The 25,377-nt window shown below is 61.7% G+C and carries 25 protein-coding genes and 1 pseudogene; 15 read left to right on the forward strand and 11 right to left on the reverse strand.

Features of this window, described 5'->3' with window-relative positions; genetic code table 11:
- The first annotated feature begins 159 nt into the window (after window positions 1-159).
- Complete coding sequence (locus AC3IMC_RS15810; RefSeq protein WP_490919554.1) at window positions 160-1,179, forward strand: ATP-dependent DNA ligase; 1,020 nt, start codon at window positions 160-162, stop codon at window positions 1,177-1,179.
- A gap of 9 nt (window positions 1,180-1,188) precedes the next feature.
- Window positions 1,189-1,335, forward strand: a complete 147-nt coding sequence (locus AC3IMC_RS15815) for a hypothetical protein (protein WP_490919556.1) — start codon at window positions 1,189-1,191, stop codon at window positions 1,333-1,335.
- Window positions 1,336-1,388: 53 nt separating this feature from the next.
- Here the strand turns inward: AC3IMC_RS15815 and AC3IMC_RS15820 are convergent, their stop codons facing one another.
- Window positions 1,389-2,312 carry a hypothetical protein gene (locus AC3IMC_RS15820; protein WP_490919558.1) on the reverse strand — a complete coding sequence of 308 codons (924 nt, stop codon included), beginning with the start codon at window positions 2,310-2,312 and terminating at the stop codon, window positions 1,389-1,391.
- 423 nt (window positions 2,313-2,735) lie between these two features.
- Here AC3IMC_RS15820 and AC3IMC_RS15825 point away from each other — a divergent pair, with 423 nt between their 5' ends.
- Window positions 2,736-3,194, forward strand: a complete 459-nt coding sequence (locus AC3IMC_RS15825) for a hypothetical protein (RefSeq protein ID WP_490919560.1) — start codon at window positions 2,736-2,738, stop codon at window positions 3,192-3,194.
- A 31-nt stretch (window positions 3,195-3,225) separates the two neighbouring features.
- On the opposite strand, the gene AC3IMC_RS15830 is transcribed toward AC3IMC_RS15825, so the two are convergent.
- The 3 genes from AC3IMC_RS15830 to AC3IMC_RS15840 all read right to left on the reverse strand — a co-directional run bounded on the left by AC3IMC_RS15830 (window position 3,226) and on the right by AC3IMC_RS15840 (window position 6,630).
- Window positions 3,226-3,810, reverse strand: coding sequence for a recombinase family protein (locus AC3IMC_RS15830; RefSeq protein ID WP_490919610.1), 585 nt, complete (start codon window positions 3,808-3,810; stop codon window positions 3,226-3,228).
- Between the two features lie 254 nt (window positions 3,811-4,064).
- The gene (locus AC3IMC_RS15835) at window positions 4,065-4,814 is read right to left on the reverse strand and encodes a FadR/GntR family transcriptional regulator (protein WP_076703527.1); all 750 of its coding nucleotides are present in this window, start codon (window positions 4,812-4,814) and stop codon (window positions 4,065-4,067) included.
- A gap of 73 nt (window positions 4,815-4,887) precedes the next feature.
- Window positions 4,888-6,630: an L-lactate permease gene (locus AC3IMC_RS15840; protein WP_478222602.1), complete on the reverse strand. Its 1,743-nt coding sequence runs from the start codon at window positions 6,628-6,630 to the stop codon at window positions 4,888-4,890.
- 186 nt (window positions 6,631-6,816) lie between these two features.
- Between AC3IMC_RS15840 and AC3IMC_RS15845 the strand changes: the two genes are divergently transcribed.
- The 4 genes from AC3IMC_RS15845 (at window position 6,817) to AC3IMC_RS15860 (ending at window position 10,226) form a co-directional block, all read left to right on the forward strand.
- The gene (locus AC3IMC_RS15845) at window positions 6,817-7,620 is read left to right on the forward strand and encodes a (Fe-S)-binding protein (protein ID WP_490919562.1); all 804 of its coding nucleotides are present in this window, start codon (window positions 6,817-6,819) and stop codon (window positions 7,618-7,620) included.
- The gene (locus AC3IMC_RS15850) at window positions 7,617-9,158 is read left to right on the forward strand and encodes a LutB/LldF family L-lactate oxidation iron-sulfur protein (protein WP_478222601.1); all 1,542 of its coding nucleotides are present in this window, start codon (window positions 7,617-7,619) and stop codon (window positions 9,156-9,158) included. Before AC3IMC_RS15845 ends, AC3IMC_RS15850 begins: the two co-directional genes overlap by 4 nt.
- Window positions 9,155-9,787 carry a LutC/YkgG family protein gene (locus AC3IMC_RS15855; protein ID WP_478222600.1) on the forward strand — a complete coding sequence of 211 codons (633 nt, stop codon included), beginning with the start codon at window positions 9,155-9,157 and terminating at the stop codon, window positions 9,785-9,787. Before AC3IMC_RS15850 ends, AC3IMC_RS15855 begins: the two co-directional genes overlap by 4 nt.
- A 91-nt stretch (window positions 9,788-9,878) precedes the next feature.
- Window positions 9,879-10,226, forward strand: a complete 348-nt coding sequence (locus AC3IMC_RS15860) for a hypothetical protein (RefSeq protein ID WP_478222599.1) — start codon at window positions 9,879-9,881, stop codon at window positions 10,224-10,226.
- Here the strand turns inward: AC3IMC_RS15860 and AC3IMC_RS15865 are convergent.
- A complete protein-coding gene (locus AC3IMC_RS15865; RefSeq protein ID WP_490919565.1) occupies window positions 10,169-10,528 on the reverse strand; it encodes an FCD domain-containing protein in 360 nt (119 codons plus the stop codon). The genes AC3IMC_RS15860 and AC3IMC_RS15865 overlap by 58 nt on opposite strands.
- A gap of 20 nt (window positions 10,529-10,548) precedes the next feature.
- On the opposite strand from AC3IMC_RS15865, the gene AC3IMC_RS15870 reads away from it, so the two are divergent.
- Together AC3IMC_RS15870 and AC3IMC_RS15875 are read left to right on the forward strand one after the other, a co-directional pair.
- Window positions 10,549-11,529 carry a purine-cytosine permease family protein gene (locus AC3IMC_RS15870; protein ID WP_490919611.1) on the forward strand — a complete coding sequence of 327 codons (981 nt, stop codon included), beginning with the start codon at window positions 10,549-10,551 and terminating at the stop codon, window positions 11,527-11,529.
- A 29-nt stretch (window positions 11,530-11,558) separates the two neighbouring features.
- Window positions 11,559-12,215 carry a flavin reductase family protein gene (locus tag AC3IMC_RS15875; protein WP_478222596.1) on the forward strand — a complete coding sequence of 219 codons (657 nt, stop codon included), beginning with the start codon at window positions 11,559-11,561 and terminating at the stop codon, window positions 12,213-12,215.
- Window positions 12,216-12,372: 157 nt separating this feature from the next.
- On the opposite strand, the gene AC3IMC_RS15880 is transcribed toward AC3IMC_RS15875, so the two are convergent.
- The 4 genes from AC3IMC_RS15880 to AC3IMC_RS15895 all read right to left on the reverse strand — a co-directional run bounded on the left by AC3IMC_RS15880 (window position 12,373) and on the right by AC3IMC_RS15895 (window position 16,882).
- Complete coding sequence (locus tag AC3IMC_RS15880; RefSeq protein WP_076705917.1) at window positions 12,373-12,984, reverse strand: recombinase family protein; 612 nt, start codon at window positions 12,982-12,984, stop codon at window positions 12,373-12,375.
- Between the two features lie 99 nt (window positions 12,985-13,083).
- Window positions 13,084-14,286, reverse strand: a complete 1,203-nt coding sequence (locus AC3IMC_RS15885) for a TniQ family protein (RefSeq protein ID WP_490919568.1) — start codon at window positions 14,284-14,286, stop codon at window positions 13,084-13,086.
- Window positions 14,283-15,191 (reverse strand): TniB family NTP-binding protein, encoded by a 909-nt coding sequence (locus AC3IMC_RS15890; protein WP_490919570.1) that lies wholly within the window; start codon window positions 15,189-15,191, stop codon window positions 14,283-14,285. The genes AC3IMC_RS15885 and AC3IMC_RS15890 overlap by 4 nt, the downstream gene beginning before the upstream one ends.
- Window positions 15,192-15,193: 2 nt before the next feature.
- The gene (locus AC3IMC_RS15895) at window positions 15,194-16,882 is read right to left on the reverse strand and encodes a TnsB C-terminal domain-containing protein (protein ID WP_490919572.1); all 1,689 of its coding nucleotides are present in this window, start codon (window positions 16,880-16,882) and stop codon (window positions 15,194-15,196) included.
- A 312-nt stretch (window positions 16,883-17,194) separates the two neighbouring features.
- On the opposite strand from AC3IMC_RS15895, the pseudogene AC3IMC_RS15900 reads away from it, so the two are divergent.
- The 3 genes and pseudogenes from AC3IMC_RS15900 to AC3IMC_RS15910 all read left to right on the forward strand — a co-directional run.
- Window positions 17,195-17,395: pseudogene (locus AC3IMC_RS15900) on the forward strand (recombinase family protein); the annotation flags it as partial.
- A gap of 718 nt (window positions 17,396-18,113) precedes the next feature.
- Entirely contained in the window at window positions 18,114-19,055 is a 942-nt protein-coding gene (locus AC3IMC_RS15905; protein ID WP_221387301.1) for a ParA family protein, read from the forward strand.
- Window positions 19,056-19,357: 302 nt separating this feature from the next.
- On the forward strand, window positions 19,358-19,786 hold the full coding sequence (locus tag AC3IMC_RS15910) for a hypothetical protein (protein WP_490919574.1): 429 nt from the start codon (window positions 19,358-19,360) through the stop codon (window positions 19,784-19,786).
- A gap of 161 nt (window positions 19,787-19,947) precedes the next feature.
- On the opposite strand, the gene AC3IMC_RS15915 is transcribed toward AC3IMC_RS15910, so the two are convergent.
- Together AC3IMC_RS15915 and AC3IMC_RS15920 are read right to left on the reverse strand one after the other, a co-directional pair.
- Entirely contained in the window at window positions 19,948-21,786 is a 1,839-nt protein-coding gene (locus AC3IMC_RS15915) for an HAD family hydrolase (protein WP_490919576.1), read from the reverse strand.
- Window positions 21,787-21,989: 203 nt separating this feature from the next.
- Window positions 21,990-22,226: a hypothetical protein gene (locus AC3IMC_RS15920; RefSeq protein WP_490919578.1), complete on the reverse strand. Its 237-nt coding sequence runs from the start codon at window positions 22,224-22,226 to the stop codon at window positions 21,990-21,992.
- Window positions 22,227-22,509: 283 nt separating this feature from the next.
- On the opposite strand from AC3IMC_RS15920, the gene AC3IMC_RS15925 reads away from it, so the two are divergent.
- The 3 genes from AC3IMC_RS15925 to AC3IMC_RS15935 all read left to right on the forward strand — a co-directional run bounded on the left by AC3IMC_RS15925 (window position 22,510) and on the right by AC3IMC_RS15935 (window position 25,277).
- A complete protein-coding gene (locus AC3IMC_RS15925; RefSeq protein WP_490919580.1) occupies window positions 22,510-23,343 on the forward strand; it encodes an oxygenase MpaB family protein in 834 nt (277 codons plus the stop codon).
- Window positions 23,344-24,207: 864 nt separating this feature from the next.
- Complete coding sequence (locus tag AC3IMC_RS15930) at window positions 24,208-24,843, forward strand: hypothetical protein (RefSeq protein ID WP_490919582.1); 636 nt, start codon at window positions 24,208-24,210, stop codon at window positions 24,841-24,843.
- Entirely contained in the window at window positions 24,840-25,277 is a 438-nt protein-coding gene (locus tag AC3IMC_RS15935) for a hypothetical protein (protein WP_308287930.1), read from the forward strand. Before AC3IMC_RS15930 ends, AC3IMC_RS15935 begins: the two co-directional genes overlap by 4 nt.
- Window positions 25,278-25,377: the final 100 nt, after the last annotated feature.

Raw genomic sequence — 25,377 nt, forward strand, 5'->3', positions numbered from 1 at the left:
GTTAAAGGGTAGATAATTCGCCTGACCTCTACCTCCGCGCTGCGTACGTTCGAGCTGCGCCGTGATCCGCTGTCGGAGCAATGGTTGCTGGTTGCCATCACGGACGCAGGGGCTGCCGCCGCCTAAGCCCGGTAGGGCTGGCGGCGGTAGCGTGGCGCTATGACAGAGGACGTGCCCCCGGCCCTGCATCCGCCCGTGTCGCTGGCCCTGGCTAAGGCCGCGGACTCGATCCCGGCCGAGGCCGCGCTTCCTGGCGGCAGTCGATATGAACCCAAGTGGGACGGTTATAGGGCCTGCGCCCTGGTAGGGGCAGGCCGAGTCTCCTTGTGGTCGCGGCAAGGCAAGGACCTGTCGAAGTACTTCCCGGAGCTCCTGGAGGCCTTGGCGGAGCAGGTTCCGCCCGGTTGCGTCCTCGATGGTGAGGCCGTCATTTGGTCCGGTGACAGGCTCGATTTTGACGCCCTGCAGCGACGCCTGGTCGCTTCAAAGGCCGGCCTGCCCGCCATGGTCCGGGAACAGCCGGCATCGTTCGTTGCCTTCGACCTGCTAGCCGTTGCCGGGCACGACATCAGGGACACTCCGCTGCAGCAGCGCCGGGAACTACTGGAACAACTGGCCGCAGGCTGGGAGCCGCCGCTGAACCTCTCCCCCGTCACCAAGGACCGCGCCCAGGCGCTCACGTGGTTCGAGGAACTGCACCACGCGGGCCTGGAAGGGCTCGTCGTCAAAGGTGCCGGACAGAACTATCAGGGCGGCGTCAGGCAGTGGATTAAGGTGAAGCGCCGCCAGTCCCTGGACGTGGTATGCGCGGCGGTCATCGGCCCTCGGGACCGGCCGCAATACGTCGTGGCAGGCCTACCTGTGAAAGGCCGGCTAAGGATCGTTGGACGCTCCACGGTGCTGCCGGCTAAGGCTGCACGGGAACTGTCCGCGTACCTGCGGTCGCCGCAAGGTCCGCATCCTTGGCCGGAAGTAATCACGGAAACCACGCTGAACAGATTCAGCAAGGATAAAGGCGCTGTGACCCTGACGTTGGTAGAGCCCTTGGTGGTCGAAATCTCCGCCGACGTCGCATGGACAGGCAATGCCTTCCGCCATGCCTTTCGCTACATGCGGCCTCGCCCGGAGCTGTCAGCACCGGATGTGCAACTGCCGGACTGGCAAGCCCAGGAGCAATAGAATCATTCAGTGATACTCACCGGCACAGTAAGCACCGAAGATAATCAGTACGACTATCTCAGCGCCGAAGGTGATACCTATGAGGAAGCTCGCGCCAACCTCAACTCACTAGTGGCAGAGGGCCAAAAACTCATCGTCATTCGCACCGATAGCTAATTAGGACAAAGGAAATTTTCGGCCCAACCGCAGCGGCTGCAAGCCCTTGCGGGTTACGAAACCCGCTGGTCATCTGCGTACGCGCTGAAGTCCGCATACGGCCCGGGAACACCCGTTCTTTGCATAAGCATGATGCGGCGAAAGTGTGTCGCCTTGCGGATCTCGGTTGAGGGAAGCCCCGCATAGCCCAGAAGGTTTGTCACCAGGGCATCAGAGATATCAAGCAGCGGGAACACCATGGATACCAACATCTGCGCCCACGGCCCAGAGAGGCCCTGAGTCAACCATATGTTCGAGTGCGTGGCGCCAGAGTTAAGACCCCAGGCGAAGTGCACCAACGGCGTGTATTTTTGGCTCAGGTCGGTGCTTTTAACATCGACGTTAGCCACCTTGCCCTCACAACGGACATTTTGCGCCTGCCCGCTGCTCTCCTTCACCTGCACCTCCAGGCCAATCCTCCTGAACAGGTCTATCGCTCCCGTCCTCGATTCCTGGACTCTCTGCAGATCCTCTCGGCCGTCGTCCATTACCCCCTCCAGCGTATGAAGAACCGGGATTCCGCCTTGAACCTTCGCTAGGAAGTCAGCGGCAGACCGGGCAAGTCGCTCCTGGGGAGAAATTGTGGGATCGGTCAGTGAGCAGATCCTGAGCGCAGCATCATGTATGGCCCTGACGCAGCTCATGATCGGGTGGGGAAGCATTTCGCTGTCGGCCAGAAGGGCGAGGATCGCCAGCCGGTATTCCTCCATGGTGTGCAAAAGCGTGGCCACAGACTGAGCAGCACTGGTGTACGCACCCTGCACTAACTCTGCGTCGCGCGATTGCCCCGCCCATTGTCGATCCCGCATAGCAGCCGACCCGTCTGGCGGAGAAGCGAAGTTCTTAAGAGCATCCTTGGCAGCGCCCTGGATCATCAGCCCCTGTTGTCGGACGATTCGTTGCACAAGTAGGTTCTCATCCGGGTCCTGTACTGGCATGGTGCCAACCTACTTCAAGGTCGCCCCTTCGCCGGTCTACGGGGACAAAAAGCCCCAGGCAGTGCCCACCCACTTCATGAACCAGACGGCCGCAGCTGCGCCCGCCGCCTTTGCAGCAGCAACTACAAAAGCATCGAAGGCGCGGGTTCCAAGCGACCGGGAGGCGCGCTGATGTTGAGTTCTCATACCAGGACCATGCGTAGACGAGGCTCATAAGTGGGGGAAGGCTGAGAATCTGGCCGTAATGCGGAACCCTACGGGGCGTCAGGCTCGGCGGGTTCGATCCTCGGGCCAGCACTTCTGGTAGTGGTGGAACACAAGCCGTACCTTCACCCGGCCGCGGATGCCCGGACTGTCAGCATTCATTGTTTAGGCTCAGAAGGTGAACTTTCTTGCACTGGCCGTGTCCTGCGCTGGGGCGCTATGAGTATTGAGGCGTGGGCGGGTGTAATCGGCGCGGCGGTGGCGGTCATCACCTTGGTGTGGCAGCTGGCCGTCCATCGTAATTCGGGACCCAGAATACGGGTGCGTAGTTCCTACATCATGCCGGTGTTCGGTGACGAGATCGGCGATGAGGACTTTATTCAAGTGGACGCCACAAACCGCGGCGGTAAGTCCGCGGTCATAACGAACTACGGCGTTGGGCTGGGAAAGCGGAAACAAGGAAGGAACATGTTTGTTACCCGTCCACCCGTTTGGGCTTCGTCATTACCTGCGGTAGCTGAGCCAAGTGGCGTGCCTATCAGGCTTCTCGTCCCCGTAGATGACTTGAAAAGGGCACGTCATTCCAAGGGCATACCATTCCACCAGATGAAACCCTGGGTCGAGATTGGCGACGGCCGTAGGGTCTATTCCAGGAACTCCATCCCTATGAAGGACTGACCCAAAGCGATCCGAACACCACGACGTTACGTTATGCCGCCCGCGATCCGGACGTGTCGCTACCTGCGGCTGAGGTTGCACTAAGAGCCCGTGTCAGCGATGAAACACTCACACTGATGCGCTCGGCCGTTTCCTTCAAAGTCTTCCCTTCGCTGCGAAGCTGCAGAGCAGTTTCAAGCTTCCCTGCCGTGATGACCCTCGGCCGGCCACCGAGACGGCCGCGCGCCTTCGCAGCGGCCAGACCTGCCTTTGTTCTCTCAGCGAGCCTGGACCGCTCGTACTCCGCGAGGGAGGCAAACATATCGAAGATCAGTTTGCCGTGGGCGCTCGTCGTATCCAGCCACGGCTCAGCCAGGGAACGGAACCCTATCCCCCGCTGACCCAGCACGGTCACAATGTCAGCCAGATCAGCGGTGCTCCGGCCCAGCCTGGTCAGATCGGCGACCAAAAGCACATTCCCGGGCTGCAGGTAGTCCAAGCACTCCTTCCACCGAGCCCTGGCTTGGGTGGCCCCGGAGGCGTACTCCTGGAAGACACGCACGGCGCCGGCCCCTACAAGTGCGTCAACCTGGGAATCCAAAGATTGTCCTCGTGTGCTGACCCGCGCGTAGCCAATCGCATTCCCAAGCACGTCAAAAACCCTCCATCAAACGTTTTGACCGGTTTTCATTTCGGAAACCAGATTTGACCAACCCTAGAAGGAGTTTTCAACCGTGCGCCGATGTCAGTTTCAGAAGTCGTCTGCACAGAATGTCAGAAGTCGTCTGCACCCGGAGTCGGTTGGGTTGGAACTGTACAGGTCAAACGCGGGATGACGGCGGGCGCTTTGTGGCAGCCCTGCCCCCGCGTCATGTCAGAACGCCGGGAGGATCAGGGCCTCAGAGTCGTCCGGGGTGCGGTCGCTTCCTGTGCCTTCTGGTGGAACCATTCGATGTGTTCTTGCAGGAGGCGGGCTGCGAGTTCTCCGTCGTGTGCTTGGACGGCGTCGAAGATGTGGTGGTGTTGGGTCCGTAGCGTGGCGATGACGTCCGGCCACGTTTCCATGGCGTCCATCGCGCCTTTGACGTAGCCGACGATGGATCCGGACAGGGATTCCATCATGGTGGCGACCACAGCGTTCCCGGCGAGCGAGCTCAGCGCCACGTGGAAGCGGGCGTCGAGTTCGTGGAACGCGGCCCGGTCGATGTCTGGATCGTCCATGGCGTGCAGGATCTGGGATGCCTGTTCCAGGTCCTCGTCGCCTCCTGTACGATTCGCGCCGGCCCGGGCTGTCCATGTTTCGAGCAGGATGCGGGTCTCTACGATGTCTGCGACCGGAAGCGTGCTGCTGGCCACGTGGAGCCGCAGGGCCGAGGACAAGCCGACCGAGGGGTCGGAGACGACGATGGCTCCTGAGGTGGGTCCGGATCCGACGGAGCTGCGGAGTATTCCCATGGCGTCCAGGACGCGGATGGCTTCGCGTACGGAGGCCCGGGAGATGCCGTAGTTTTCGGCGAGTGTTCGTTCGCCCGGGAGGCGGTCGCCCACTTTGATCTTGCCAGAGCGGAGGTCCGCTTCGATGTCCTTCAGGAGCGCGTCATGGGTGCGACGGCGGGGTGTTGCTCCTGCTTCGGCGGTTATCACGGGCGGTTCCTTAGGGCGGGGCGTGTGCGGGCAGGTCGGCCCGCACACGCCGTACTGACCAGGCGGGAGGCTAGGGCAGCATCCAGCCGAGGAGGTGGGTGGACTGGAGGTAGGAGAGGGTGCAGAGCACCAGCAACAGCGCTACGCTCCATCCGACTACTTTACGCAGGATCACCGATTCCTTTCCTTCAAGGTTGACCGCAGACGCGGCGATGGCCAGGTTTTGCGGGCTAATCAGTTTCCCGACGACGCCGCCGGAGGTGTTTCCGGCGACGAGGAGGTTCGGGTCGATGCCTGCTTTCAGGCCGGCTGTCTGCTGGAGTTTGGCGAAGAGCGCGTTGGCGGACGTGTCGGAGCCCGTGACGGCGGTGCCAATCCAGCCCAGGACGGGTGAGAGGAACGCGAAGAAGGTGCCAGTGCCGGCGAGCCAGGTGCCGATGGATACTGTCTGCCCGGAGAAGTTCATCACGTAGGCGAGTGCGAGGACGGTGATGATGGTCAGTCCGGCCCAGCGCATCCTGTAGATGGTGCGGCCGATCTCCTTCACCGCGTTAGCCACCGTGATGGGGTAGCGGCCGCCGTCGTTGTACTTCGAGTACACGAAGGCGACGATCAGGCCGGTGATTAGCAGCAGGGTTCCGGGGGTGGAGAGCCATTGGAAGGAGTAGATGGTGGAGGAGACGGGTTTGCCTTCGGCATTGACCAGAGCGTCGTGCAGGATCGGCCAGGGGATTCTGACGTCGGTCGAGGCGAGGAATGCGGGCACGTCCGCACCGAGTTTCCATAGCTTGGCGATGCCGAAGACGACGATCACGAGGAAGTACGGGAACAGGGCGAGCCACGTCCGGGTCGGGGTCAACCGGTCTGCAGCGGCCTCGCTGACGGCGACAGCCGTAGCCCGCCGGGAGCCGCCGCCGGCGGTGGTGGAGGCTGTGTTCTTCGAGGCTGCATCAAAGGCTGCTCCGAGACGCTCGCGTGCTGCGACGCTTCCCTTGGGCGTCCAGACGCGGAAGAACAGCACGGCCGCGCCGAGGCCTACGAGGGAGGCGACGATATCGGTGAGTTCGTAGGAGAAGAAGTTGGAGCACAGGAACTGTGCCGTGGCGAATGAAAAGCCAACCACCAGCGCTGCGGGCCAGCAGTCTTTCAGGCCCTTGCGGCCATCGAGGATGAAGAGCAGGATCAGCGGCACGATGGTGGCCAGTAGCGGAGCCTGACGTCCAACGACGGAGGCAATGTCCGTGGCATGCAGTCCGGTGAGGCCGGCCGCGGTGGTGATCGGGATGGCCATGGCGCCAAAGGCAACAGGTGCCGTGTTGGCAACCAGCACCGCGGCGGCAGCGCGCAGCGGCGGCAGTCCGAGCGCCAGCAGCATGGTGGCCGTGATAGCCACCGGCGCACCGAAACCGGCGAGGGCTTCGAGCAGCCCGCCGAAGCAGAAGGCAATCAGGACCGCCTGGAGGCGCACGTCGCCTTTGCCGATTACATCGAAGACGCGGCGGAGGTCCTCAAAGCGTCCGCTGAGGACCGTGACCTGATAGAGCCAGACGGCCATGATGACGATCCACAAGACAGGGAAGGCGCCGAAAACCCCGCCCTGGGTAGCGGAGAGCAGCGCCAGCCCGGCCGGCATCTGGAACGCGAATATTCCGACCAGGAGGGCAGCCAGGAGCGCAAAGGCACCGGCGACATGGGCGCGGGTTTTGACGACGGCAAGCAGGATGAAGAACGTCAGCAGCGGCAGCAGGGCGACGATGGCCGACCACATGACGCTGTTGAGCACCGGGTCGGTGCTGGGTGTGAACTGATCCACGGAGTTCCTCCACATTGAGGGGGACGGCAGGGGGGTATGGTCAGACCTTTGTGGTCGGACCATCAGAGTGTAGCGTAGATTTTTCTGAAAGTGTGAGCAGCTTCACTTGGAGCCGCCGGTTGCCAGTGGCGTCGGTCACGTGATCTACTATGGTCAGACCACAACCCCTTAGCCCGAAAGGCTGCCATGCGAATCGCTTTGTTCGCTACGTGCATCGTGGATGCGATGTACCCCGCCACAGCGCGGGCTACCGTGAAAATCCTGGAACGGCTGGGACACGAAGTTGTGTTCCCGTCCGGCCAGGCCTGCTGCGGGCAGATGCACGTCAACAGCGGCTACCTCAAAGAGGCGGTTCCCGTGATCGCCAACCACGTCGCCGCCTTTGATACCGAGGACTACGACGTCGCGGTTGCCCCGTCCGGTTCCTGCGTCGCCTCCGTGAAGCACCAGCACCCTATGGTCGCCCGCTCGTGCGGCGACAAGGATCTGGAAACACGTGCAACCGCAGTCGGCGCCAAAACTTACGAGCTCTCCGAATTGCTGGTGGACGTGCTCGGCGTGACCGATGCTGGCGCGCAGCTCGGTTCCTACTTCCCGCACCGCGTCACCTACCACCCGAGCTGCCATGGCATGCGCCTGCTCCGGGTCGGGGACCGGCAGGCGCGGTTGCTGGGCAGTGTCGCAGGGATCGACATGGCCGAACTTCCGGAAGCTGACCAATGCTGTGGCTTCGGCGGCACGTTCTCGATGAAGAACGCCGACGTCTCCTCCGCCATGCTCGAGGACAAGACGGCGAATATCGCGGCAACAGGGGCAAGCCTGTGCGCCGGAGGGGACGCCTCCTGCCTCATGCACATCGGCGGCGGCCTCTCCCGCCAAGGCAGCGACGTCACCACCCTGCACCTGGCCGAAATCCTCGCCAGCACCCTGGAAGAACCGGCCTCTGTCACCGGCGAAGTCCGCGTCACCACCGGAAAGGCCACACGATGAGCACCTACCTGGGCATGCCCTCACTCCCCGTTCATGGCACGGGCAACCTGCACGCCTCCGAATCCTTCCCCCAGGCCGCGCACCGCGAACTCGCCAACACCCAGCTCCGGGCCAACCTCGGCCACGCCACCCACACCATCCGAGACAAACGCATCCAAGTGGTCTCCGAACTGCCGGACTGGGAACAACTGCGCGACGCCGGATCCGCAATCAAGGAATCCGTGATGGCCCGCCTTCCCGAACTCCTCGAACAGTTCGAGAAAAACTTCACCGCCCGAGGCGGCGTGATCCACTGGGCCCGCGACGCCGATGAGGCCAACGGGATCGTCGCCGGTCTGATCCGGGAAACCGGGGAAACCGAAGCGGTCAAGATCAAATCCATGGCCACCCAGGAAATCGGCCTCAACGAATACCTTGAAGAGCAGGGCATCGCGGCCTACGAAACCGATCTGGCCGAGCTGATCGTCCAGCTGGACCACGACAAGCCCAGCCACATCCTCGTCCCGGCGATCCATAAGAACCGGACCCAGGTCAGGGACATCTTCCTGCGCGAAATGGAGGGCGTCGACCGGGAGCTGACCGACGAACCGGCCCGCCTCGCCGCGGCAGCCCGGGCACACCTGCGCCGTAAATTCCTCACTGCCAAAGTCGCGGTCTCCGGGGCCAACTTCGCCCTTGCTGACTCGGGCACCCTGGCCGTCGTCGAATCCGAGGGCAACGGCCGCATGTGCCTGACCCTGCCGGAGACACTAATCACCGTCATGGGCGTCGAAAAGCTCCTGCCGACCTGGCAGGACCTTGAAGTCTTTATGCAGCTGCTGCCCCGCTCCTCCACTGGGGAACGGATGAACCCTTATACCTCGTTGTGGACCGGTGTCACCGCCGGCGACGGGCCCCAGAACGTGCACCTGGTGTTGCTTGATAACGGACGCAGCGCCGCCCTGGCCGACGAAATGGGCCGCTCGGCTCTGCACTGCATCCGTTGCAGCGCCTGCATGAACGTCTGCCCGGTCTATGAACGGACCGGCGGCCACGCCTACGGATCGACCTACCCCGGACCGATCGGGGCGATCCTTTCGCCGCTGATGACCGGCATTCAGGCCGAGGAGAACAGTTCGCTGCCGTACGCGTCCTCGCTGTGCGGTGCCTGCTACGACGCCTGCCCGGTGAAGATCAATATCCCGGACATCCTGGTGCACCTGCGCAGCGTGGACGTGGACAGCAAACGCGGGAAGAAGAAAATCCCCAGCCAAATGGACGTTGGGATGAACGCCGCGTCCTGGGCCCTGTCGTCGGGCAAACGACTGGGATTGATCGAGAAGGGGCTGCCCCTGGGACGTCTGGCCGCGGGCCCGGACAAGAAGATCACGAAACTGCCGGGCATCGCCGCCGGCTGGACCCAAAGCAGGGATATCCCCGCGCCGCCGTCGCAGTCTTTCCGCGACTGGTGGAAGAAGGAACACCGGCCCCCGGCCACCGGCGCTGCCCCCGCGGCGTCAGATAACCAGCCCTCAGAGCACCAGGAAGACCAGACATGAGCGCACGCGATGAGATCCTTGAACGGATCCGCACCGCCCTGAAAGACAGCCCCAAGGTACCGGAAGTTCCCCGCGGGTACCGGTCCTCATCCGATCTGGACGAGGATGCCCTGATCCACCTGCTGGTGGACCGCCTGATCGATTACAAAGCCCAGGTCTCCGTCGTGGACGCCGAAGAGGTGCCCGCACGGATTGCTGAACTGCTCGCGGCAGCGCGCAGCTACGTCCTGCCTGCGGGGCTGGACGCCGGCTGGCTCAGCGACCTCAAACTCGACCACGACAACCGTCGCCACACCGATTCGGCCGCGGCTCCGCTGAGCGTCCTCGAGCTCGATGGTATCGACGCGGTCGTGACCGGCAGTGCTGTCGCTGTCGCCGAGACAGGGACCATCATCCTGGACGGCAGTCCCAACCAGGGCCGCCGGGCAATCACCCTCGTCCCTGACCACCACATCTGCGTCGTGAAAGTCGCCGACATTGCCGGGATCCTGCCGGAGGCGCTGCGCCGGATTGACGGCACCCGGCCGCTGACCATGATCAGCGGGCCGAGTGCCACCAGCGACATTGAACTCGAACGTGTCGAGGGAGTCCACGGGCCCCGCAAGCTCGACGTCATCATCGCCCGCTAAATCCGGCAGTCAAGTCCGGGCATCACCCTGGCCGTGCCCGCAAGCACCGCCGCGCATCCCGCACCCTCACCGCTGAACGAAAGGCACCCTCATGACCTCCTACCGCCATGACGCCTGGGAGCACCTCCGCGGTGCCCTCGTGCAGGTCCGGAAGAACGGCACCGTCCTTCGCGAAGGACTCGTCGAGGACGTCATGCCTGACTCGTCGGCCCTCTGGATCGCCGCCGACGGGCTCGCCGGCCGGGTGCTGATCGAAGCTGCCGAAGGCCACGAGGTGTGGGTCGAGCCGCGGCAACTCGAGGGTAAACGCGCGTACCGCATGACATTGTCCGCACTCCAGCGCGGAGAAGGAGATCAGGTTCGCGGGATGCACCTCAACCGTCAGGCTGCGGATGAATCCTTGTTCCGCGGCGGCCGCAGATGGCCGAGGACCGCGTAGGCAAAGTCCACCAGGTAGTCGTTCAGGGCCAGGGAGGCAGCCCTGGCCGCTGAATCATCTTTGGCGAGAATCGCTTCCAGAATTCTTCCGTGAAGCGTCGATCCCCGTGAGATCTGGTCTGCATCGTCCCGCATGTGGGCGATCCAGAAGCGCCGGGAAAGAGCCTGCGCGGGGGCCAGTGCATCCGCGAGGTATTCATTGGCTGCGGCATCGACAATCAGATGATGGGTCTCCTTCACCGTCTCCAGGTAGGTGCCCAAGGTGAATTCCTCGTGTTTGAGCCGGTCCACCATGGCAGCCATTTCTCTCCACGACCCTGGCCATCTTCGGCTACCGCTATATCCACAAATTCTCCAAGATCGCCACAGCGCTGAGCGCCGCCGTGTTCGTCGTGCTCTTCATTCGCATCCTCACCGCCCCCGATGCCGCTGCTCTGATCCAACAGACTGACCTCGCTATCGGCCCGTTCGTCCTGGGAATTTCCTTGGCGGCATCGTGGCAGCTCACTTTTGGCCCCTACATTCCGGACTACTCCCGCTACCTGCCCAAGAACACATCCCAGCGCGCGACCATGGGGTGGACCTTCGCCGGCAGCGTGATCGGAGGCTCACTCGCCATGATCCTGGGCGCCCTGGGCGCAGCGATCGGCGGCCACAGCTTCAACACCAACCAGGTCGGATACCTCGCCAACCTTGGAGCCGGGTTCGCGTGGCTGGTCCTGCTGGCCGTGATCTGCGGAAAACTCACCGGCAACACCCTGAGCACCTACGGCGGGTTCATGTCCCTGGCCACCATCGTCACCGCCATCACCCGGCGCGAGATCATCACCGGCAAAGCCAGGACCGGTTACATCGTCCTGATCTCCGCAGCAGCCCTGAGCATCGCCCTGGCCGCAAGCGACAACTTCCTCGGAGCCTTCACCAATTTCCTGCTCTTCCTGCTCTACTTCATGACTCCGTGGTCCGCGATCAACCTCGTCGACTTCTACTTCGTCCGCAAAGAAAAGTACAACGTCGCCGCACTCTTCGAACCGGACGGCGAATACGGGCGCATCAGCTGGACCGCCATCGCCGCGTACGCCGCCGGAATCCTCATCCAGATCCCGTTCATGAACAGCCCCCTCTACGTCGGGCCCGTCGCGGAATGGCTGGGAGGAGCCGAAATCGCATGGCTCATCGGCCTGGCCGTCTCCGGCGGCCTGTATTACCTGTTCGCTCCGGCCCGCAAAGCACCGCCGTACTCCACCCGCCCCGCCGTGGACGAACAGCCAGAGGCTGCCGCCGTGACCCGCCCGTCCATCTGACCCGCTAACGCCTACACAGGAGTACCCCCATGAAATATGATCCCGGCTTCGAGAAGAGCCCCCTGCCGTTCGCCCCCTTCAAGAGCCTCACGGTCCCCCGGCCCATCGGCTGGCTCTCCAGCGTCAGCAAAGACGGCGTGGAGAACATCGCGCCCTACAGCCAATGGCAAAACCTGACCTTCGACCCGCCCATGGTGATGTTCGCCGCCAACCAATACCCCGACGGGCGGCGCAAAGACACCGTCATCAACGCCGAAGAAACCGGCTGGTTCGTCTGGAACATGGCCACCTGGGACCTCCGCGAAGCCGTCAACATCAGTGCAATGGCACTCCCGCCGGGCGACAGCGAATTCGACCGACTCAACGTCACGAAAAAGAAGGCCGATCTCTCCGACACACCCATGGTCGCCGAAAGCCCCTTCCACTTTGAATGCCGGTACCTGTCCTCCCACCGGATCCCCGGCAACTCCACCGTCGGGTCCATCGACGTCGTCTACGCCGCCGTGGAACGCATCCACCTGGACGAAAACTGCCTTACCCCGGACGGACGGATCGACATCGCCAAGGCCAAACCGATCGCGCGCATGGGCTACTACGACTACACCGTCGTCACCGACACCTTCGAGATGAAAGTCCCCAGCTCCGACGCCGACGAAATGGCAGGCCTCGCAGGACAACCCGCATAGTTCCACGGCACAGCTATTTTCGCGCGGCGTGCCCGGTACCGCTGAAGTCTCACTTCCGAGGTACCGGGTTCCGGCGCCGGCCTGGAGAACCCGTGGGACCGCCCGAACCCGGTTCGGTTAATTTCGTTCCACAACTACGTGCCAAGGTCGTCCGCGGCTATCGGGAAAGTAGTTTCTCACCGTCGGGTCGTAACTCTCCGTTGGGCGATACGTGCCGGTACAGCGTCTGGCGGGTAATTCCGAGTTCGGTACAGAGTTCGCTGACTTTTGTGCCGGGCTTGCCCATGGACGCCAGGGCGAGCCGGAGCTTGGCGGGGGTCATCTTGTACGGGCGTCCGCCGTTCCGGCCTCGGGCGCGGGCGGCGGCGAGACCCGCGAGGGTGCGTTCAGAGATCAGTTCGCGTTCGAACTCGGCCAGTGCGGCGAAGATCCCGAAGACCAGCTTCCCGGAGGCCGTGGTGGTATCGATGGCGGCACCCTGACCGGTGAGGACCTTAAGTCCGATGCCGCGTTCAGTAAGGTCGTGGACGATGTTGACCAAGTGCCGCAGGTCTCGTCCGAGCCGGTCCAGTTTCCAGACGACCAGGGTGTCCCCGTGCCGCAGGGCCTTGAGGCAGGCGGCCAGCTGGGGCCGGTCGTCCTTCTTCCCGGAGGCCCTGTCTTCGTAAAGGGAGTCCGCCCCGATGCTGGCGGCCAGGAGCGCGTCGCGCTGCAGGTCAGTGGTCTGGGAGCCGTCCGCCTTCGAGACCCGCATGTACCCAACCAGCATTGCCGCTTCCTTGTCATTTATACGTTCGTTTAAGTGACAGCAGACCCTATGACCGGTTCGAAATCGGAACGTGTCACTTAACCCGTTACGTATTCTACGTCAGGCAAAGGGTTGCTTTCCTTTTGTTTGTGACAGAGAGTCGAGGGGGATCTGAAGCTCGGCGAAGGCGTCTTTGAGACCGCGAACGGCTTCCTCACTGCGACACCCGTAGTGTGCGAAGTCGAAGAGGTGCTTCGCGACCACGGGATCGGTTTTGGCTGCCGCGATGCATGCGTCCAAGGTAGTCGTCACTGTGTTCCAGAGCTCGTCCAGTGTCGGCTGCTTCTGCGCTCCTGCGCGGGCTGTCGGTGGTCCGGGCGGGGTCCCGCTGCTGATCGGTGCCTTCGATTCGGGACGCAGAAGGTGCGCTGAGGTACCCAGGGCGGTCAGAGTGCCATCTTCGATCATTTCCATCGCGGTGGCAGCGGCTTCGAGCAGTTGCTGCTGTCGGGTCCAGTGGAGGGTCTCGAAGGGTTGCCATGAGTGGAGGCCGGCTCGGAACGGGTGGCCGCAGTGGTCCCAGACCCGACGCACGTCCTCCAGTTGCCGGCCGTATCGTCCCTGGGCCGTGCTGAGTTCGTCCAAGAGGGTCCGCAGCAGCCGGAACCAGACTCCGGCGTGAACAGAGCGCCGGGGTAGATCTACGGATCCTGTTGCTATGGCCTGCCAGGTGCGCCGGTCCATCAGGAACAAAGAGTCCGGGAGTTCCCGCTGGTCCTCGGCGGAGGTTGTCCACTTGATGTAGTCAGCAGGGTGTCCTTCATAGGTCTCGAGCCGGTGTCGGTGTACCGGGCAGCTGGCCATGAGCGGCAATTGCCAGAAGAGCAGTATCGTCTGGCCGGACTCCAGGCATTCGGAGCATCCCCGCAGCACCCGGGTTTCCGCGAGCCATGGCAGCCACTTCCGCGGTGTGTAGATTTGGCGCCGCGCCGGTGGCAGGAGTACCGAGAACTGGTGCACATAGGTTTCGTAGGCATCGGGTGCAGGGGTGAGGGAGTCGAAGAGCCATGGCACCCAGCCGGCCATGGTCATGGCCTGTACGCGGTGCTGGTCGAGGCCCGTACGTTTGGCGAGCTCGCCGAGCAGGTAACGTGGCGGGTCCAGATCCAGCTCAGCGTCGCTGAGGTCCCAGTGACCGAGTCCGTGTTCGAGCAGCTGGTAGGAGTACATCCCGTAGCTGCTCGCCGTCCGCCGCAGCCAGGAGGACAAAGACTCCGTTGCTGCAGGTGCCGGATGCAGGGGCCAGCGCTCCGGCGGTCTCACATCAGTTCGCGTTCAAACAAACGGCGCCGTTCAGTGGGTCCTGCATAGTCAGCCATGACCAGAGTGCGCCGATTGATACGCTCTTCACCGCTTTCCACAGCGGCGATCGCCGCTGCCGTCAGGAGCCGGGCGAGTTCGCCAATGGTTCCCTCACTCCGGGCCAGTAAATACTGCGCCATATCGACGGTAGCGATGTCCGAAGGGCGCTGCAGCGGCAGGGCGGCCGCGAAGCTGGCCAACAACGACAGAGTGTCCTCCCCCGTGTTCCACAAGGGAAGGACGATGGGTTCAAACCGGTTCTCCAGCTGATCATCGGAACGAACCGCAAGATATGCCTCCCGCGTCCCGACGCCAACGATCGGGATGCACAGCTCGTTGCCCAGGAATCGCAGGAGGTTGAGGAACTCCCGGCGGCTGTTGCCTTGCCCGGCAAGGATATTGTGCAGCTCGTCGATGACGAGCATGCGCACTCCTGTCACGCGCAGCAGTTTCAGCACGATCTGCTCCACGTCAGCCAGGCGCCGTCGTGGTTGAAGCGGTGCCCCAAGCGCGGCCAGGAGCGCGATGTAGAAGCGCAGCACGGAAGGCTCCGACGGCATCTGCACGCACAACACCGGAATGCGTTCCCGCTCCGGCTCGGCTACGGCCGGGTGTCCCCGGCGGAACTTTTCCACGATCATCGACTTGCCGTTGTTCGTCGGGCCGATAAGCAACAGGTTCGGCATACGCTGTTTGTCCGGCCACGACAACAGGTTCTCCAGGCGGGCCACCGCTTCCACCGCGCGCGGGTAGCCGATCCACCGGTCAGCCCGGATCAATTCAACCCGCTCGTTCGCAGGCAACCGTGCCGCGGCCCGCACACTCGGGTGCAGGTGGGACAACTCCGGTGCCTCGTAATCAAGCATGGTCACCACTGCTCGATCTGATCGAATCGCGGCACCGGGGCCGCGTACGGAACCGTGCCCGGTGCCTGCTCAGCAAGGGCTTCCGGCGGGAGTGACGGGGATAGTGTCTTCGAATGCCGCGTCGTCACTGCATTGCGGCGCTCGGCGTCACGGCGCATGCGCTTGGTAGTTTTCGAGGCAGTATTTGCGATCTCTCGCATTTGCGCGATGGTGCGGAAGATCGCCGCCTCATCCACTTGGGCTACGCCGCGCTCGTGTAGTCGTGCCATGGCGTGCCGGTGCTCCCACAGGCTTACTGAGGGGTTAGCCATGGTCCGGTAAGGGACCTCGACATAGTGAGCCCCTGCTGGTTCCAACACCCAGATTCGGCTGATGTCCCTGGGATCCCGGCGGATAAGGAACGGCCCAAGCATTTCGCGCCGGCTGATCCACGGCTTCAGCGCATTGGAGAAATAGTGGACATGATCGATGACGAAGCCCGTCCTCGTCAGGGTACGCCGCACGACGGGAAGGAAATCAACAAGGAACGCTGTCGGGTTAGTGGCAACCGGCGGCAGCCCCGTCGCCGCCACCCCTTCAGCCCACCGTCCAGCCGGCGTCTGCCCCAGCGTGCTGTGGGTGGTGCCGTGGTACTTGGTGACGGCAAGGGCCATCCATTTCTCCAGCTCGCGCAGGGTCAGCGCCGCTTCCCGGTCGGAGTCATAACGACCCCGTTCACTGGGGTTGGAAAAGGTGGTCCCGGGAAGTTCGTGGATTTGCTTCATCGCGGTGCCGATCACGCGTTCCACGATTCCGCCATAATGAGGCCGGCCCAGCGGACGGTAGGCCAGCTCGATACCGTGCTGGTCGCATCCTCGTCGGAGCGCTTCGCTCTTGAATTCGCTGGCATTATCCAGGTAAAGCAGTCTCGGCTTCCCGCTCATGGGCCACCCCGCTTCAACACCCAGACCTTCAAGCCATGGTCGTTTGTCAGTCCCGGCATGTGCCAGGCACAGCCCAACCGACACTGCCGAGGGCGCCTCCAAGGTCACAACCATGCCGACGATGCACCGGCTGTACACGTCGATCGCGACAGTTAAGTACGGCCGACCAATCGGTCGCCGCTCCCGCTCGTCCACGACGATCACATCGATGACTGTGTGGTCGATCTGCATCCGCTCCAGAATCGTGCCGACCGCCGGCACCTCGTCCCCGGCGGACTGTAGCGACCGCACCGCATCGGGCCCTCCCCTACGCCGGCCTACCTCAACTGGATTCAACGCCCGAATGCGCCGCTCCACCGTGTTTCGGGCCGGGACAGGAAGCTTCCGTGCGCGGCAGGCCGCAGCAATATCCCGATACACCGCCGCCAACGTCCGTTTCTGCCGAGTCAGGAACTGCTTCCGCACCATCATCCGGACAAGGTCCTCGACCTCCTCTGACAGCCGTGCGGTTCCTTTCCCTCCGGAGGAACGGCCAGGAGCCAAATCTGTCATCAAACCAGAACCATCGCGACTGCGTTTGATCAACACGTACACCTGGCGTCGCGATACGTCCAAGGTCGCGGCGGCAGCATCGACCGCTGCCCTGCCAACGACGGTCCGCGCAGCCAAGGGACCGATCACGGCCGAAACCGACTTCGTTCGATCCCAGAGGTCATCCGGCATCGTCAGCGTGCCCGGCTCACGAATGGGCGCCGATTCCGCATCCACTCCGACACCTCCCTCGGCGTGCAGAGGAGTAATAAGCAAAAACGACCCTAGTGCAGAGGAGTACGGAAAAACCAGTGCTCAACACCCGCCTGCACAACCCTGGAAACGCGCTGCTCGCCGTGCTCGCGAGTACGGAAAATGACATTTGGAGACTTGCCGGCAACTGCTCAGAAACGGTCGTTATTGACAGCTCGACCCCAAATCGCACGGAGCGTGGTCCCGGCCCGGGCTTCGGCGAAACGCACTCGGCGAGTGGCTGGACTACGAAAGCTTCCTCGGCGGAGTATTGAATAGCCAACGGTCAGCACCGTTGATCAGAACGCGGAACTGCAGCATGCAGCGTTGAAGGTCGCGGGCTGTCACAGGATCTTGACCTACCGTGGCGTGAGTGGCTCGAGGGCCAGGCGGCCAGCGCTGAACAAGATGCTCGATCACCTGAGGGACGGTGACGAGGATGTTGTAGGACGTCAACTGAACGATATTGTTTCCCGCTGCCACACCCAGAAGGGCTGATCCATGGCTGGGATGGCAGGCCGGGCCTCCAGGCCGCGGTCAGCCTCCCCGCCCTCTCCCCTATCGCCATCCGAAATCCCGGCCGTCAGATAATAGCGCGGCTGTGTTAATTTTCTCCCTGCCATGGCTGCGGGCTCCAGTAGGGGCTGCATTATGGTTGATCTCACAGCCGTAGGCCGCTAGCCAAGGTCCTCGTTTCCCTGCAGGTTCGGCAATCCACCCCAGCACCAACAGCGCCTGATGCCATAAGGCCTGCCATAACTCCTGTTGAACGACCAGCCAAACGGCGGGCCGGATAAATGCTTAGGTCTATGGCAGTCCGATCCATACGAGGACGCGCCTGTCACCAAGCCTTGCGGGAAATGAAATGCCCAATAGCTGACCCGGCCTGAATACAAGGGTGACGACCAGCATTACGACAGGCGTGGCCGCATACGCGTAACAGTATGTGCCCGCCAATGGACGCTCCTACAGTGCTAAGTGCGTGGGATGAGGTCCGGCAACTAATAGAGCAACTAATGAAGCGCCAGGCCTGAGGGCAAGAGGGAATGTGTACGTTAGGCCCAGCCATTCCTACGACATGGCGTACCGTGTTCAGCCATGCTCTACGGGCTGTTACTACTCTTACGCGTGTCAATACCGGAATTCTCAAGGGACCCCACATAGCGTTGACAGCAGGACAACATGGCACCCGATCAAGTAGGAGAATCGTCGGCCGATGGCACGATCGCTGGAAATCCCCGTACCCCCCAAACCCCAAGCAACACGGGCCCTAGACCGTGTCATATCTCTGGCTAACGGCAAAGGCGGAGTGGGTAAGACGACGACTGCGGCAAACGTAGGTGGGTACGTGGCGCTGGCCGGCTCACGTGTGCTGCTGATCGACCTTGACCCCCAGGGCGATCTGGCCCGCGACCTCGGATACGAACGGCAGACAGGAAGGGAATTCTTTCAGGCCCTGATCGCCGGCACACCGCCGATGATCCTTCGCGACGTTCGCGAAAACCTTGACGTAATCCCGGGCGGCCAGGACCTTGAAGACATCCAGGGCCTTATGGTGTCCCGCTCCAGCCGCTCCGGCGCTGCCGACTTCGGCGACATGCTCTACGCCGTCTTGGCCCCGTTGGCAGACGAGTACGACTTGATCCTGATCGATACCCCGCCGGGGGAGCGGATCCTCGTAGAAGGTGCCTTCGCAATCTCCAGTGCAGTCGTCATTCCTACCCGCTCTGATGATGCGAGCATCGACGGTGTCGAGCGCATTGCACGCCGCTTCATGGCTGTACGTGACCGCAACCCGTCGCTGCAGCTGGCAGGTATCGTCCTATTCGGTGTCGGCCCGCGCTCCATGCGCCTCGAGCGCAGCGTTCGAGAGACCCTGGAAGAAATGCTCGGCACCGTCGCCCCAGTATTCGCAACCCGCATCAGGAACCTAGAGAGCGCAAGCGCCGACGCGCGCCGCAAGGGCCTGCTCTTCCACGAACTTGAAGGTGCCGTTACCGACGCCCAGAAGAACCGCCTGAAGGCGCTCCGAGCGGGGGAGAAGCCAGCGGACGGGTTCTTCTCGCGAAACGCCGGGGGACTCGCTGAAGAGTACGAACAATTAACCGGCGAGATCCTCGCCCGACTGAACGAAATCGAAAGTGGGAGCCAAGCATGAGCGGGCGACAGAGCCTTGCTGGCGCATTCGCACCTGCAGCGACTACCCGCGGTGCAGCACTACAAGGGTTGCTGGCTCCGAAGCGGGGGAGGGGGACCCCTGAACCGGAACCCCAAAGCGTAGAGTCGGTTGAGGTACCGACCGACGAACTTGTTCAACTGTCTCCAACCACATCACCCGACTCCGCTGACACGCAGGTGCCTGCTGAACAGCCTCAAGCAGATTTGCATCTCGCTGAGCAAGCACCCGCCACGGAAACGCTGCCTGAGGCGGCAGGAGAGCGGGCAAAGCCAAACACTTCCATGAAGGCCACTGATGCCCCCTCCCGACAGCAGCCTGCTGCCAAGAAAGCTGCTAACGCGACCAAAGCCTCCGAGCTGGTTCCCGGGGCGCTGCGCAACGTTGGAGTGTACCTGCCACCGGCGCTCTTGGCAGAGGTCAAGAACGCTGTCTACCAGGAACGGACCACATATGCGGACTTGCTGATTGATGCCTTTGAAGCAGTCGACGACGAGGACATCGCTAAGCAGTTTACTCCCGAGACCATACTGACGAGCTCCGGCATGCCCCGCCGTGCACCGCGAAAACGCGGAGAGGCGGGCATCCAGATCCAGCTCCGACTCGACGGACTCCAGGTTGCCTGGCTGGATGAGAAGGTTACTGAGCTGGATGCACCGTCACGCAGCGCGCTGGTCTCGGCCGTCTTTCAGCTTTATGTCCAAGCGAAATAAACCTTATCGGCGTAATGCTCGGATGACGGTCCGTGTGGCTTCATTCCTACGGTACTTATGGTTGGTACTATGGCACTAGTTATGGCGCGAAAAACGTCCTCTGGAAATGATCAGCCCGGGAGAGGGCGGGAAGCGCAACAGCTAGGCCTCGGCGCTGCCCCTCACCCAATTCTCCTGAAAGCCATATCAGACAATGACCACTCGTCGGGTGGCCCCTCGAACATCTCCCACGGATAGTCGTCTTCGGGGGAGAGGAGTTCGGCTACCGTGTTCACGTTCTTCGCGAGCCATTCCCGCCAAATGATCCGATCGTTGCGGTAGCGCTGTATCTGTGCGGCGACAGCTTCCAGGACTCCGAAGTGTTCGGCGAGATGCTTCAGTGACGTGGCGGCGACGGTGGACCAGGCGCGAGTAGCACCGCGGGTGATGAGGTTCCAGGCTGCCAGGACGTCCAGGGCCTCATTGACCGCGGACCGGGACAGCCTGGTGACGCGCACGATCTCGGTGGTGGACATAGCGGGGGAGTGTTCCAGGGCCTCATAGACGAACGCGGCCGGCAGCCCCAGTTCCCGGAAGACCGGGCGAAGGGCGTGAATCTTTCCTTTCTGCCAGGATGCGTCTTCTGCTGCCGCCTTCAGCTCTTCGGGGACGGTCAACATGTACAGGTCGCCCTTAGTACCACGGCCTTCCTCCACCAACGTGACCAGGGGATCCTTCTCGGCACGCAGTTCCCGCAGATGCGTGGCCACCGTGGTGTGGTCCAGTCCGGTAGCGACGGCAATCGAACGGACGCCGAATTCGATAAAGCGCGATGCCGTCATGTGGGCTGCCTCCCCAAGAGACCTCAGGACCATCCGGCGTGCCATTCCTGTCCTGGATTCCTGGTAGCGCACCTCCCTGATTCGTAGAGCATTGCGCCATGTCCGGATGAACCGATGCTCTGCATCGGGATTTGAAATTGGGTTAGTGCCCAGTAGTGCTGGGGGCTGTGTATTTGGCTGGCTTGTGGGGGATCTACGGGCATTGTTATTTCCGTCGCTCGTGGCCGTGGTTTTAGTGAGGTATCTGACGGCGTTCTGCCAGTCCCGTCGCAGTGCCGGCAGCCGGTGCCGGGCTGCATAACGTGCGTAGAAGGAGGCCAGTCCGGGCCAAGTTCCCTGGAGCATCCGGCGTTCAACATCGACCAGGTGCAGGCCAGCGACTGCGGCCGACACCAGGACTGCCTGGCGTGCCTCCGAGTCCGAAACGTACCGGTTCGTGTCGTACATTCCGGTCTGTGCCAGTACTTGCATGGAGCGGGACATCCGCCCCGCGGGGTGGTCGATAACGGGTGCGTCGGCCGTGGCGCTGAACGACTCCTCCTGTCGGAGTGCGCGGACAGCTTTTATCTCGGCGGCTAGATCCTTTGTCATGGCGGCCCAGATGCTGGGGCTGTTGGGCCGGCGGGCGACGTCGTAGGCCATGGAGAGGCTCATCGCCAGCTCTTGGTGGCCGCCGCGCTTGTGCGGTGACCCGGGGGTGCGCATGCAGCCATGGAGCACGTTCTGGTGCGGGGTCTTGTCCAGGCTCCGGTATCGCGTACCCAGCGCTTCGACAAGATCACGCGCTTCGGAGAAGGTAACCCTGTGTGCCAGCGGGATGTAGAGATGGCGGCCGCCGTTGGGGGAGTAGTCCTCGATCCAGCGGGCTCCGTTCGAGTGCAGCCATGTCTGAACGGCTCGGACGTCGGCTTGGACCCGCTCCAGCCCCGCTATTGAGGAGTCAAAGTCCAAAAATATCGCGGCGCAGGTACCGTCTTTCCCGAAGATTCGCACCGCCGCCGGCAGCGAGGGGAGGGCTTCAGATAAGTTCCGTTCGTGTTTTTGCGGATAGGTTTTGCCCCCATCACGCGACAACCGAACGCGCGGCTGGCCTGCCAGAAATGGTGAGAGCGCTGCCCAAACGGAGGCGGGATCATCTCGCTGCTCGGACACGCCAGTAGTCGGGCATGCTGGCAGCACGGAGACGTGCTGATGTACGATGTGAGTAATCCTTTCGGGGATTGAGGTACGAAAAAGGACCGATCCTGCCAGATCGGTTTCATAGCAACACAAAGGATGGCCTTGCTAGGCCCTCCACGACTTACAATCTGATCCGCCGGCAAGCAATCCAGAGGGTAAGTCTCAAGCTTCGAAGGCCCGCCTAGTGCGGGCCTTCTTTTGTTCTATGAGGCCATGCGGATGGGCAGCTCCTGCTGGTAGTCGTCCTGGTCAAGTGCGGCAAGGTCCTCTTTGAGCTTCGGCTCTACGACGGAGAGGAGGTATTCGGTGACGGTGAGGCCTTTATGGGCCGCCACCTTCGCGATACCGTCAGCAGTGGGTTCCGGTGAGCGAAAACCAATGAACTTACGCAGGCCTTTGCTGGGGCGGCCGCCGCCTCGATTTACTGCTACTGCTGTCATGTGCTGCTTCCTTTGATTTTGTATCCGCCCGGAGCGGTTACAGCTTCATCGTTGCCTTGCTGCGCCGTCCCGACTGACTGCAGTCGTTGCGACTGCTCTGAAGCTATCACCGAGCGATTCGCACCTCGGGGATTGTTTTCAGAAAACGGCGGCGTGTCGTGTTTGTGACGTCTCACCTCTGCAGTCAATCCTTCGAGTTCTTCCTTGCGGCTAACTATGCCTCATCTTAGACATGTCTAACGAAATGTTTAAAGCTAAGGTACGAAGGGGCGACAATGGAGGTATGGAAAAGTTTGATCGACCACCCCTTGCCCATGCGTCTGCAACCTACAGGCGTGCGGTCATGTTCGATCTCGCCGAAGAATTTGAGGTGGGCTTTTTTCTCTCGTACTACCGAAACTTCTCCATCCCGCACATTGCTCAAGCACTTGCTCTAACCGGGGAAGTCCACGCCAGGCCTTCCAAGCGCTCTATGGACACGGCGATAGTCATGTACGAGCTAATCGAAGATGGGTTTGATGGAGCACGAGGGCAGGCGATGGTGGATCTACTCAATAGAGTCCACAAGGGAGTCAAAGGGACAAACGAAGACTTCCTGTACGTTCTCACGACTCTGTTGGTCGTTCCAATAAGGTTCTGCGACGCACATGGAAGACGACGAACGACTGCGGATGAGCGCCAGGCGGCAACAGATTTCTACGCGGAGCTAGCCCGCCGCATGCGCATCGATCATGCATTCACGTCCTACGAGTCGGCAGAGCGGTTCCTCGCCGACTATGAAGAGCAATTCTCCGCGCCGAGCGATGCCGGCGCGGAGCTCATGTCCTCCACCATGAGTCTGTTCAGCGACCGTCTACCGGGCCCCCTTGCTCCGCTAGCGGCGCCCGTCCTGTCCGTACTATTCGATGACAGCCGACTGAGCCATTCGTTGGGTCTCTCAGTACCCAATCACGTGATGAGGACAGTAGTCAGACTCGGTCTCCGAGCCCGGGCCGCCCAGCTTCGCCGCCGCCCTCCTCGAGCGCAATCTCGGTTTAATCCTGGTAAGGCGGGCAGTGGCGTATACCCGGATGGCTACTCCCTGGATGAACTAGGACCGCGCAGCCGTGCCAACTAAGAGCCCAGACTTCCGTCGCGCCAAACGAGCTGCGAAGCATCGACTCCAGCAGCTGTCGCTGCCGCAAGAGCTGTCACTGGAAACGCTCCAATCGGTGGTGGAACGAGAGCGGAACATCAGCATCACACTAAGGGCGGCTCATCCCCAGGATGACCCCCTTGTAACTGGAAGTGTCCTTTTCACCGACAGTCACGCAGTGATTACTCATCCTCGAAATGCAAGTCCTCATCGAAAGAACAAGATCCTTTGCCACGAGTTCGCACACCTCCTGTTCGCACACGAACAAGCGGGTCCAGCGGAACAAGTGTCTGAAGATTTCGGGAGGATGCTCGAACTGCTGGACCCGGAGATGGTGAAGGCTCAGCTGTTGCGACGCCGCTGCTTCGATAGTCCGGATGAACTGGAAGCAGAAGTTTTGGCTGACCTGTTATCAGTCCGTCTTACTTGGTCTTCAGCTTTGAGAGCAGCTACTCCCGATTCTTTTGGCCGAGTCTTCGGATGAATGACTGGATCCCCGCAGCCATACTTTGGGGTCTTGCCCTTATTCGGCTTCCGACCATTCGAAGTCGTGCGGCACTTCCTGCCCTCCTCGGAGCAGTCTTTGCCTCAGTCGCTTTTACTCTCTACGTCCCCGTTGTCTATATCGCAGCAGACCAAGTGCTCGGCGGTGGGAACGCCGTGGCGCTCGTTCTGTCTGAACTTGTAGTTGCCGCCCTGTGGCAGGTCCAGAGGTCTCTTCAGGTGGCTACCTCCCCTTCCGCAGTCGTCTGCGGTAAGGCATGGCGTAGGTGGTGGGCAATTTGCTCAGGGGTGATGTTTCTTACGTTTCCTTGGTGGAATGCTCCGCTCTCCACAAGATGGGTCGTGAGTGTGTACGGTGCACAGCCGGCACTTCTTGCGTTCCAAACGTTCGCTGTAGCCTTCATCATTACGGTGAGCGTCAGCGCGCTCAGGATTTGTTTGCCCCGTCTGAAGCAGATGAGAGGTCTCTTTCGTTCTGGATTCCGAATGGTACTTGCAGGCTTTGGTCTTGCTTTCGCACTTGTGGGGCTGCGCTTGGTTGGGAACTTTCTCCAGCCGGGGTCAGAGCTAAAGGCTCAGATCGAATGGATCTATGAAACAGCCCAGCAAGTGATTGTCATTCTGGTTTCGTTAGGTCTCTCCTTGCCTCGCCTTGCTGCGGTGGCACAGCGACTAATCGTCACTGTCAAAGCGGCCAAGATGCTCCGCCGGATCCGCCCCATTTGGTGGGACGTCGCATCTTCAGAGATGGATTTGGTGATTGATTCGCGACTCTATTCAAGAGTTGAATTCTTGACTGTCAAGAGCGTGGCACGTTTGCAGCGGCGCGTATCAGAAATCCGCGATAGCGAGATCCGTGCCCAGACGCGCGGGTACGTAATGGATACTCGAAATGCAGAGATCGTTAGAGAAGTTGAGACACTTTTGTACGACTACGCCGAAGGCGCCATGAATAGCAAGAAAGCAGCGATGCGGTGATATCCAGGAACAGCCCCTATGCTGAGCAGCGCCGGGCCGAGCTTGCGCGGCGTCTGCGAGTACTCTTGGACGTTGTTGTTGCTGAGGGTGGCCGTCCCTACGAATTCGCAGACATTCAATCAGCCTTGGCGGCCAGGGGAGTGAAGCTGTCTCGTGCGCGGTGGTACTACATGCGTGACGGCGACGGTCCGTTGGTTACAGACGCAGTGCTGCTTGAGGCGTTGGCAGAGTTCTTTGGTGTCCCTGCGGCATATCTCACCGATCCGGGATCAGAAATGCCGGCACGCGTGGAAGCTCAATTGGAGCTTCTTAGAGTCATGCGGAAGAACCAGGTGAAATCCTTCGCTCTCCGAGCCCTCGGTGAGGTTTACGACGCAGAGAGCGTAAGGTCTCTCGCCAGGCTCATAGACACCGCATTAGACGACGAGAAGTAGCTAGCCTCCATAAAAGCCGCGGGTACTGCGCGTGCTACTGTTAGACATGCCTATAGACATGTCTAATGCGATTCTGATGGCACCTGATTATCGATGACCT

Source organism: Arthrobacter sp. E70, assembly GCF_058266945.1.

What these genes read in the sequence shown, in the direction of transcription:
- AC3IMC_RS15825 (WP_490919560.1), top strand. Translation starts at nt 2,736, where the DNA reads ATGAGTATTGAGGCGTGGGCGGGTGTAATCGGCGCGGCGGTGGCGGTC.
- AC3IMC_RS15860 (WP_478222599.1), top strand. Translation starts at nt 9,879, where the DNA reads ATGACCTCCTACCGCCATGACGCCTGGGAGCACCTCCGCGGTGCCCTC.
- AC3IMC_RS15810 (WP_490919554.1), top strand. Translation starts at nt 160, where the DNA reads ATGACAGAGGACGTGCCCCCGGCCCTGCATCCGCCCGTGTCGCTGGCC.
- AC3IMC_RS15820 (WP_490919558.1), bottom strand. Translation starts at nt 2,312, where the DNA reads ATGCCAGTACAGGACCCGGATGAGAACCTACTTGTGCAACGAATCGTC.
- AC3IMC_RS15905 (WP_221387301.1), top strand. Translation starts at nt 18,114, where the DNA reads ATGGCACGATCGCTGGAAATCCCCGTACCCCCCAAACCCCAAGCAACA.
- AC3IMC_RS15875 (WP_478222596.1), top strand. Translation starts at nt 11,559, where the DNA reads ATGAAATATGATCCCGGCTTCGAGAAGAGCCCCCTGCCGTTCGCCCCC.
- AC3IMC_RS15925 (WP_490919580.1), top strand. Translation starts at nt 22,510, where the DNA reads ATGGAAAAGTTTGATCGACCACCCCTTGCCCATGCGTCTGCAACCTAC.
- AC3IMC_RS15865 (WP_490919565.1), bottom strand. Translation starts at nt 10,528, where the DNA reads ATGGCTGCCATGGTGGACCGGCTCAAACACGAGGAATTCACCTTGGGC.
- AC3IMC_RS15850 (WP_478222601.1), top strand. Translation starts at nt 7,617, where the DNA reads ATGAGCACCTACCTGGGCATGCCCTCACTCCCCGTTCATGGCACGGGC.
- AC3IMC_RS15890 (WP_490919570.1), bottom strand. Translation starts at nt 15,191, where the DNA reads ATGCTTGATTACGAGGCACCGGAGTTGTCCCACCTGCACCCGAGTGTG.
- AC3IMC_RS15920 (WP_490919578.1), bottom strand. Translation starts at nt 22,226, where the DNA reads ATGACAGCAGTAGCAGTAAATCGAGGCGGCGGCCGCCCCAGCAAAGGC.
- AC3IMC_RS15910 (WP_490919574.1), top strand. Translation starts at nt 19,358, where the DNA reads ATGAAGGCCACTGATGCCCCCTCCCGACAGCAGCCTGCTGCCAAGAAA.
- AC3IMC_RS15880 (WP_076705917.1), bottom strand. Translation starts at nt 12,984, where the DNA reads ATGCTGGTTGGGTACATGCGGGTCTCGAAGGCGGACGGCTCCCAGACC.
- AC3IMC_RS15845 (WP_490919562.1), top strand. Translation starts at nt 6,817, where the DNA reads ATGCGAATCGCTTTGTTCGCTACGTGCATCGTGGATGCGATGTACCCC.
- AC3IMC_RS15855 (WP_478222600.1), top strand. Translation starts at nt 9,155, where the DNA reads ATGAGCGCACGCGATGAGATCCTTGAACGGATCCGCACCGCCCTGAAA.